Source organism: Rhizobacter sp. P1_G5 (genome assembly GCF_056405435.1).
In genome coordinates this window covers 1-7792 of the sequence record NZ_JBFUCB010000262.1, presented here as the reverse complement: position 1 = coordinate 7792, position 7792 = coordinate 1, and the positions used below count along the sequence as shown (strand labels likewise).

General features: G+C 72.2%; 10 protein-coding genes. 2 read left to right on the top strand and 8 right to left on the bottom strand.

The window, feature by feature from the left end; all coding sequences use genetic code 11:
- The 4 genes from AC1D12_RS18180 to AC1D12_RS18165 form a co-directional block, all read right to left on the bottom strand.
- Nucleotides 1–1022: ATP-grasp domain-containing protein (locus tag AC1D12_RS18180; protein WP_477842027.1), on the bottom strand; the 1022-nt coding region annotated here is incomplete at its 3' end.
- Nucleotides 1019–1942 (bottom strand): NAD(P)-dependent methylenetetrahydromethanopterin dehydrogenase, encoded by a 924-nt coding sequence (locus AC1D12_RS18175; RefSeq protein ID WP_477842025.1) that lies wholly within the window; start codon nt 1940–1942, stop codon nt 1019–1021. The genes AC1D12_RS18175 and AC1D12_RS18180, both read right to left, overlap by 4 nt.
- 10 nt (nt 1943–1952) lie before the next feature.
- Nucleotides 1953–2951 carry a beta-ribofuranosylaminobenzene 5'-phosphate synthase family protein gene (locus AC1D12_RS18170; RefSeq protein WP_477826604.1) on the bottom strand — a complete coding sequence of 333 codons (999 nt, stop codon included), beginning with the start codon at nt 2949–2951 and terminating at the stop codon, nt 1953–1955.
- A 115-nt stretch (nt 2952–3066) separates the two neighbouring features.
- A complete protein-coding gene (locus AC1D12_RS18165; RefSeq protein ID WP_047502322.1) occupies nt 3067–3456 on the bottom strand; it encodes a 4a-hydroxytetrahydrobiopterin dehydratase in 390 nt (129 codons plus the stop codon).
- An 82-nt stretch (nt 3457–3538) separates the two neighbouring features.
- Here AC1D12_RS18165 and AC1D12_RS18160 point away from each other — a divergent pair, with 82 nt between their 5' ends.
- Nucleotides 3539–4285 (top strand): pentapeptide repeat-containing protein, encoded by a 747-nt coding sequence (locus AC1D12_RS18160; RefSeq protein WP_477842023.1) that lies wholly within the window; start codon nt 3539–3541, stop codon nt 4283–4285.
- On the opposite strand, the gene AC1D12_RS18155 is transcribed toward AC1D12_RS18160, so the two are convergent.
- On the bottom strand, nt 4286–4576 hold the full coding sequence (locus AC1D12_RS18155; protein WP_477842022.1) for a hypothetical protein: 291 nt from the start codon (nt 4574–4576) through the stop codon (nt 4286–4288). It lies immediately after the preceding gene.
- Nucleotides 4577–4692: 116 nt separating this feature from the next.
- On the opposite strand from AC1D12_RS18155, the gene AC1D12_RS18150 reads away from it, so the two are divergent.
- Nucleotides 4693–5247 carry a flavodoxin family protein gene (locus tag AC1D12_RS18150; RefSeq protein ID WP_465112228.1) on the top strand — a complete coding sequence of 185 codons (555 nt, stop codon included), beginning with the start codon at nt 4693–4695 and terminating at the stop codon, nt 5245–5247.
- Here AC1D12_RS18150 and AC1D12_RS18145 read toward each other — a convergent pair.
- From AC1D12_RS18145 to AC1D12_RS18135, 3 genes are all read right to left on the bottom strand, one after another.
- A complete protein-coding gene (locus AC1D12_RS18145; RefSeq protein WP_477842020.1) occupies nt 5190–6197 on the bottom strand; it encodes a vWA domain-containing protein in 1008 nt (335 codons plus the stop codon). The genes AC1D12_RS18150 and AC1D12_RS18145 overlap by 58 nt on opposite strands.
- Nucleotides 6194–6742: an MxaK protein gene (locus tag AC1D12_RS18140; protein WP_465112230.1), complete on the bottom strand. Its 549-nt coding sequence runs from the start codon at nt 6740–6742 to the stop codon at nt 6194–6196. Before AC1D12_RS18140 ends, AC1D12_RS18145 begins: the two co-directional genes overlap by 4 nt.
- A partial coding sequence (locus tag AC1D12_RS18135; protein WP_477842018.1) for a vWA domain-containing protein occupies nt 6733–7792 on the bottom strand: 1060 nt, incomplete at its 5' end. The genes AC1D12_RS18140 and AC1D12_RS18135, both read right to left, overlap by 10 nt.

Genomic DNA, 7792 nt, shown 5'->3' with positions numbered 1-7792 from the left:
GCGCACGGCAGGTCGTGCGCCCCGGGCCAGGCAGCGAGCCGCTGCGCCAGCGCCTCGTCGACCCGCCCGCCGTGGCGTGCGAACACGATCTCGGTGCCGTTGATGGGATCCCGGCCGGTGCGCGGTGCCGGCAGCACGCCGTGCAGGCAGGCCTGCACATGGGCCGCCATCACGCCGTCGCCGTACAAGGCCATGCTGGCCGGCGGGCGCGGGTTGACCTCGAGCACCGCGATCTCGTCGCCGTCGCGCATGAAATCGAGGCTGCACAGGCCGCGCAGTTCGAAGCCGGCGGTCAGCGCGTCGACGGCGGCGCGTGCCTGCGCTGCGGCGCGGCCTTCGAGCGGCACYGGCCCGACCACGCCGCAGAACACGAACGGCCGCGTGCCGAAGCGGCGCACCGTGATCTCGTTGAAGCCGAGCAGCGCCGCGCGGCGGCCATTGCCGATGAAGGTGGCCGACATCGGCACGCCGGGCGCCTCCTGCTGCAGGTAGTGCTGCGCCGGCATCTCGGCCACCCGCTGCGGCGTGGCGCAGCTCACCTGCCAGCCGCCGCTGCCCAGCGCGTCCTTGGTCAGCCAGTGCGAGCCGTCGTCCGGCAGCGTGCGCGACAAGGCGCCCAGCCGCACCGGTGGGTGGTGGATGCCATGCGACGCGAGGAAGCCGAAGAAGAGTGCCGGGTCGCGCACGCGGCACACCGCCGACACCGGCGTGCCGACCAGCGGCAGCAGCTGCGCCGCTTCGGCCAGCAGCCGCGGCCGGCCCTCGAAGCCGCTGCCGGCGACCCAGCCGCGCACGTCGCCGCGCTGCGCCAGCTCGCCGAGTGCCGCGAGCGTGCGCGCGTCGTCGATCGCGAGCGTGGCGGGCTCGCCCAGGCTCATCCAGCGCGAGGCGGCGCGGCGCGTGTCGGCATCGCCGAACAGGTCGAGTGCGACCACGTCGAAGCCGTCGCGCACGGCGGCCTCGGCCATCATGCGGGCGGACAGCGCCGCGACGGCGATCACGCCGGCGGATGGGCGATTCAAACCGCTTCGCCGGCCGCGCGCTCCGCGAGGAACGCGCGCGCGGTGGCGAACGCCTCCGGAAAGCCGAGCACCAGCGCCTTCTTGTCGGATTCGCGCATCTGCACCAGCAGGCGGTGCTGCGTCTGGTACTTCACGTTGCCCACCGCGAGCGCGCCGATGCCCACGGCAGAGCTGCCGGCCAGCGGCTTGCCGTCGTCCATCACGCCGACGCCGGCGATGCCTTCCGGCGGCACGGCATTGACGTCGGCCGCCACCTTGAGCCGCTTCGCTGCCTTCAGGTCCTCGGGCGAGACCACCTGCACGCCGGCCGCGGCGCAGGCCAGCACCACGTCGGCATCGGCGAGCGAGGCGCGCACCGCCGCATGGTCGGCACCCGACACGCCGTGCAGCGCGACCTGGAAGCGCGTGCCGGTCTCCTGCGCGGCGGCCTCGGCCGCGGCGGCGCCGCTGCGGCTGGACAGCGACACCCGCGCGCCCGCCTGCGCGGCGATCACGCCGGCGATGCGGCCCACCGGGCCGAGCCCGCCGAGCACCACCAGGCGCAGGCCGGTGAGGCCGTGGCCGTGCTGCTTCTGCAACGCGGCCTCGGTGCAGGCCACCATCGCCGCGGCGGTGGTGTAGGCGCCGCTCGGGTCGGCCATCACCGACACGACGAAGGGCTTGACCATCGAGGCCCGGGCGCGCTCCAGCATGTCGGCCGCGAGCATCGCGTTGCGTCCGCCGATGAACAGCCCGGTGCGTGCCACGCCCTTCGGGCCGCGCGAGAAGATCGCGTCCTGCGTCAGCGCGGTGATGTCGTCGAGCGTCGCGTCGCAGTACGGCGCGATCACCTGGTAGCCGGCGTCGGCGGCCATGTTGACGTCGAACGGGCTCATCTGCCGGCCCGGCGTGAACATGTGGAGGATGTAGGGGCGTTCCATGGTGCGCTCTTCAATGGGGTTCGCAGGCGTGCTCGGAGAGCAGCGCGCCACGGTTGAGGCCGGCGACGATGCTCACCGTGACGCCGGGTTCGAGCAGGCGATCGGCCCGCAGCGTGTACAGGGCGGCCTCGGCCGCGGCCTGCGACGGCAGGATCGCGAAGCCCGTCGGCCCCCACGAGCTCTGGCCGATGGCCGCCCCGTCGATCGACTGCACGACGCGGCCCACCGCCGCGCTGGTGTACGCGCCGCCCTGCGCCGGCGCGAAGTGCTCGCCGAGCAGTTGCTGCACGCGGTTGATGCCGGCCGCGAACGGGGCGAACTCGCTGCTGGCCGCGCCGGGCAGCACGCGCATCAGCACCTGGTGGCAGATGTCGGCCGACAGCGATTGCGGCAGCGGCTGCAGCGTCGCGATGGCCTGTTTCTCCTGCGGGCCGGACAGGCCGCGGTGGCGCTCGTCCTGGACCACCAGCACGCGCCAGGCGGCCGGGAACGCGATGCGCGACAGCAGCGGTGCCGGCATGCCGTCGGCGCCCGGGCCGCCATCGACCAGCAGGCCGCCCTGGTCGAAGCCGGCGATGCCGATGCCCGAGCGCAGGCCGCGGGCGAGCCAGTGCGCGAGCGTCACGCTGCTCAGAGCCAGGCCATGCCACTGCGCGAACACGCGCCCGATCGCCAGCGCGAGCTGCGTGCCCGAGCCGAAGCCGGCATGCGGCGGCAGCACGCGCGACAGCTGCAGGCGCAGCGGCGTGCGCAGGCCGGTGTGCTCGCGCAGGGTGTGCAGGAAGCGGCTCGCGCGGTCGATCTCGGCCTCGGCGGCGGTATCGGCGGCCAGCACCTCGTCGGCGGATGCGGCGCTCAACTCGAGCTCGGTCGCGATGCCGTCGATCACCAGCCCCAGGCTGCCGAAGCGGCGGCCCAGCGTGCCCGCCGGGTCGAGGAACCCGAGGTGCAGGCGGCCCGGCGCGCGAAGCTTCAGCAGGCGGTGGTGGTCGGTGGCAGAGGCAGGCATTGAAGACTGGCTAAGCAATCCCCGTTCCGCTGGGGTTTACCCCGGAAAGCGGGTCTGGAAGGCGTGCGGGAGCCTGGGCTTGTTCCGCCCGGGTGACACAGTGTCATGCGCGGCTTCAGTCGTACTTGATGTACTTGAAGCGCGGATCGTCGGGCGTGCCTTCCAGGGCCGAGCCTTCCACCGCGCCGGGCTGCCACATCACCACCTCCTCGATCTTCGCGGCGAGCGCGAAGTCCTTGTCGGTGATGCCCTTGGCCGCGTGGTTCATCAGCTTGACGGTGACGAAGGCGAACGAGACCGTGAGGTCCGGGTGGTGCCAGGCGGCTTCGGCGAGGTGGCCGACGGTGTTCACCACCATCAGCGTGCCTTTCCAGCCGCCGGTCTTGTACTTGCGGCGGATCCAGCCGTCCTCGAAGGTCCACTTCGGCAGCTCGGCCTTCAGCCGGGCCTCGATCTCTTCGGGCGGGTAGGTCTCGTCGGGGGTCTTCTTGCGCCACTGGGTCATGTCGATCTCCTTGGGCAGGGTTGCCGGCCTTGATCTTTGGCGCGGCACCGCCCAGCATCATCGTTCCACCGGAGCAAACACTGTGCGCAGAAGGGTCTGGAACATCGCGATCGCGTCCGTGCTGCTCGGCATGGGCAGCCGGCGCGTGGGGGCTGCACAGCTCAGCGTCGAGCAGGTGCGCGAGCGGCTGGCCGCGGCGCCGGGGCCGGCCGAGCTGTCGGGGCTCGACCTGTCAGACCTCGACCTGAGCCGCCTCGATTTCCGGCGGGCGAGGCTGGTGGGGGCCAGCCTGTTCGCATCGAAGCTCGTGCTGAGCAAGTTCAACGGTGCCGACCTGACGCGAGCGAACCTCAACGGCGCGTGGCTGATGGGCACCGACTTCAGCGGCGCGACGCTCGCGGGCRCCAGCCTGCTCAGCGTGGTGGTGCTGGGCGGCGCGGTGAAGGCGCCGCCGATCTTCGAGGGCGCCGACCTGAGCGGGGCGCGCGTCATTGCCGACTTTCCGGGCGCGAACCTGCGGCGCGCGAAGCTGGTCAAGACCAACCTCGGCGTCAACATCAAGAACCAGGGCATGGGGCAGATGCGCACCGACCTGTCGGGCGCGGACCTGGGCGAGGCCGACCTGGAAGGGGCCGATCTCAACCGGTCGATGATGTCGTTCGCGAAGCTCGTCAACGCCAACCTGCGCGGCGTGAACTTCTTCAACGCGAAGATGGCGGGGGCCGACCTGAGCGGCGCGGATGTCAGCGGCGCGGATTTCACCGATGCCGTGCTGGACGGCATCGTGCTGACGGGCGCGAAGGGGCTCGCGAGCGCGAAGGGCCTGTAGTCAACCCTTTCGCTTCGTCGAGTTCGCCGCCAGCTTCGCCGCCTCGTCGTCCGGCGGCAGCAGCGAGGTCAGCGTCCCCGGCGGCAGGTTGCGCAGCTGTGCGGCATCCAGCTTGCCGATGAACTTCCAGCCTGCCGGCAGCTTGATGAAGGCGAACGCGGTGACCGGGTCGACGAACACGTCGTACTCGTTGACGACGACGGCGGCGTCGGTGGTCTGGGCCTTGGCCGGCGAGCCGATCAGGGCTCCCAGCATCAGTGCAAGGCAGGACAGGTGGCGAACAGCGGACATCGAGAACTCCAGGACATATCGGATGAGGAGGCCATTGTCCCCGCGCCATGCGTCAGCCTGACTTCATGGAACACTGCGTGCGTTTCATTCGTTGCCACCCACCACCCACGCCACCGATGTCCCACTTCCTGTTCCTCGTCGCCTCCACCCGCGAGCCCGGCCACGTCGGCAACACCGAATGGCTGGCCCGCCGTGCGGCCGCCGGCCTGCCGGCCGACGCCACCCAGACCTGGCTGCACCTGGCGCAATTGCCGATGCAGCCCTTCACCGACCAGCGCCACACCGCCGGCACCTACCCGTGGCCCGAAGACGGCCTGCGCACGCTGCTCGACGCGACGATGGCCTGCACCGACCTCGTGCTGGTCGCGCCCGTCTACTGGTACAGCTTCCCGAGCTCGCTGAAGACCTACCTCGACCATTGGAGCGCGTGGATGCGGGTCGACGGCCTGCCGTTCAAGGCCGAGATGGCGAAGAAGCGCATGCACCTGATCACGACCAGCGGCAACCGCGCCAAGGCCCAGCCGATGATCGACTCCACCCAGCTGTGCGCCGAGTTCCTCGCGATGCCGTTCGCCGGCCTGCTGTGGGGCAAGGGCGGCCCGCCCGACGCGGTTCAGTCCGATGCCGAAGCCGGCGCGGCGGCCGACCGCTTCTTCCGCCCCGCCACCTGACGCAGCCTCTGCAGCACCGGCCACGCACTGCGCGCCAGCAGCAGCACGAAGGCCAGTGCCGCCAGCGCGACCCGCGCATCGGCGCGCGCCACCACCGGCCGCGCGAGCGCCGGTGCCGACAGCTCGTCCGACAGCCCCTGCGCCGCCTGCAGCCGATGGAAGCGCAGGCCGCGCTCGCTCGCCAGCAGCCGCAGGTAGCCCTCGCGCAGCGCCGACAGGTGCTCGCGCCCCGGTGTCGCCCCCAGGCCCGAGGCCGGCGGGCCGGCACCGTCGTCGGCCAGCTTCTCGCCGTTGACGCTGGCGCTGCGGCCCTGGCTGCGCAGGTCGGTCTGCATCACCTCGTCGGCGCGCCAGACGCCCAGCGGCCGGCCCAGCGGGTCGGTCTTCGGGATCGGCGAGGGCAGCAGGTCGCCGACGCCGACGATCAGCCCCGGCACCTCGCCCGGCTTGTCGTCGAAGGCCGGTCGGTACAGCGGGTTCAGCGGCGGCGCTTCCTGCCCGTCGGTGATGAACACCAGCGAAGGCTTGCCGGGCAGGTCGCGCGCGATGCCGAGCGCGCTGTGCAGGCCCTTCGAGATCTCGCTGTTGCCCGACCAGGCCATGCGGCCGTCGATGCGCGCAAGCGTGCTGCGCAGCTCGCCCAGGTTCGCGCACACCTCCACCGKCGCCAGCAGCAGGAACGAGCGGTACTCGGTGAACACCGCCCAGCCCACCTTCGACCCGCAGGGCAGCGCGAGCAGGCTCTCGCGCAGCGCATGCTTCGCGAACGCGAGGCGCGACGCCGGCTTGCCGTCCAGCAGTTCATCCGTGACGTTCATGCTCTGCGTGATGTCGAGCACCACCACGTGCTCGAACAGCCGGCGCTCGATGCGCACGCCCGGGTCCAGGAAGGTGGCGGCCAGCGCGAGCGCGGCCAGTGCCGGCAGCGCGTCGAACGCCTTGATCTTCATGGCAGGCCCGGCGAGTAGCCGCGCATCGTCGTGACGGCGCGTTCGGCGTCGCGCCGGCCGTCGGCCGGTTCGACCAGCGATTCGTCGGGGTCGGGCAGCAGGCGCTGGGCCCGCTCCAGGTTGTAGCGGGCGTCCCATTGCCCGGGGTCGTTGCGCAGTACCTCGCGGTAGCCCTCCTTGGCCAGCTCCAGCAGCGGGATCGCGAGACCCGGCTGCGTGCCGGCGCGCGCGACCAGCGCCTGGCGCACCAGCAGGTTCGCGCTGTTGAAGCGCGCCGCCTGGCCGAGCGCCGAATCGCCCTGCAAGGCGCGGTAGCGCTTCAGCGCGTCGTCGGCCGCACCGCTGGCAGCCTGCGCATGGGCCAGCGCGAACTGCAGCTCGGCGGGCGGCGTGCCGCCCACGGCCACCGGCGGCTCGGCGGCAATCGCCGCGTTCCACCGCTGCAGACGCCACAGGTGCACGCCGTCGACCAGCGCCGCCAGCGCCGCGAAGGCCAGCACCGCGATCACGGTGCGCGTGCGCCGCTGCGGGGTCATCAGGCCCATCGCCTGATCTCCAGCGCCTGTGCGCCCAGCAACAGCAGCACGCACAGCAGCGCGATGCCGTGGGCATAGGGCGACAGCTCGCGCCGCGGCACGGTGTCGAGGTAGGTGATCGGCAGGTTCTCCAGCCGGTTCACGTCGTCGATCGCGGCCTGCAAGGCCTTGTCGTTGTCGGCTTCATAGGCGCGGTACGGCGTGCCCAGCGACTGGAAGAAGCGGTGCAGCTGGTGTTCGGGCACGGTGTCGGCGGCGCCCAGCGGGTCGCCGGCCTCGGCGTTCAGCCCGGGGCTGTTGGCCGAGCGCAGGTAGAACCAGTTGATCGCGGTGCGGTGCTTGCGCGCCGCGAAGGCGATGCGCTCCTGCGTCGCCTCATCGAGCCGGTCGCCGCCGTCGGACACCAGCATCACGATGCGCGAGCCGGTGTAGGGCCGCTCGTCGAAGAACGACAGCGCGTCCAGCAGCGCGAGGCCGATGTTGGTCTCCGACAGGCCGCGCCCGATCTCGCCGGCCGCGATGGCCGCTTGCACCACGTCGTTCTTCTGCGTGAACTCGAGCACCCGCATCGGCAGCGTGCTGAACACCACCAGCCCGAAGCGGTCGTCGGGCCGGCCGGTCACGAAGGCCGACAGCAGCCGGCGCGCGACCTTGCCCTTCGCATCGCGCGAGCGCCCCGGCGACAGGCTCATGTAGTAGTCGAGCGCCTCGGGGCCGGTGCCGCGCGGCTTGGCCGCGCCGGCGGCGAGGCGGGCGCCGGCGAAGCCCTCGTCCATGCTGCGGCTGCGATCGAGCACGACCACGATCTCGGCGCCCTGGCCGACCCGTTCCACCGTGTACTCGGGCCGGTAGGCGCCGGCCATCGCCAGCACCAGCAGCGCGAGCGCGAGCACGGCCGCGCCCTTCAGCACGCGCTGCAGGGCATCGGAGGCGCGGTCGCGCGGCAGCAGCGCGACCCAGGCGTTGCGCACCGGCTGCGCGGCACGCGCCCACCACGGCAGCAGCGCCAGCGGCAGCAGGCCCAGCAGCCACGGGTGGTCGAAGTGGATCACGCGGCAC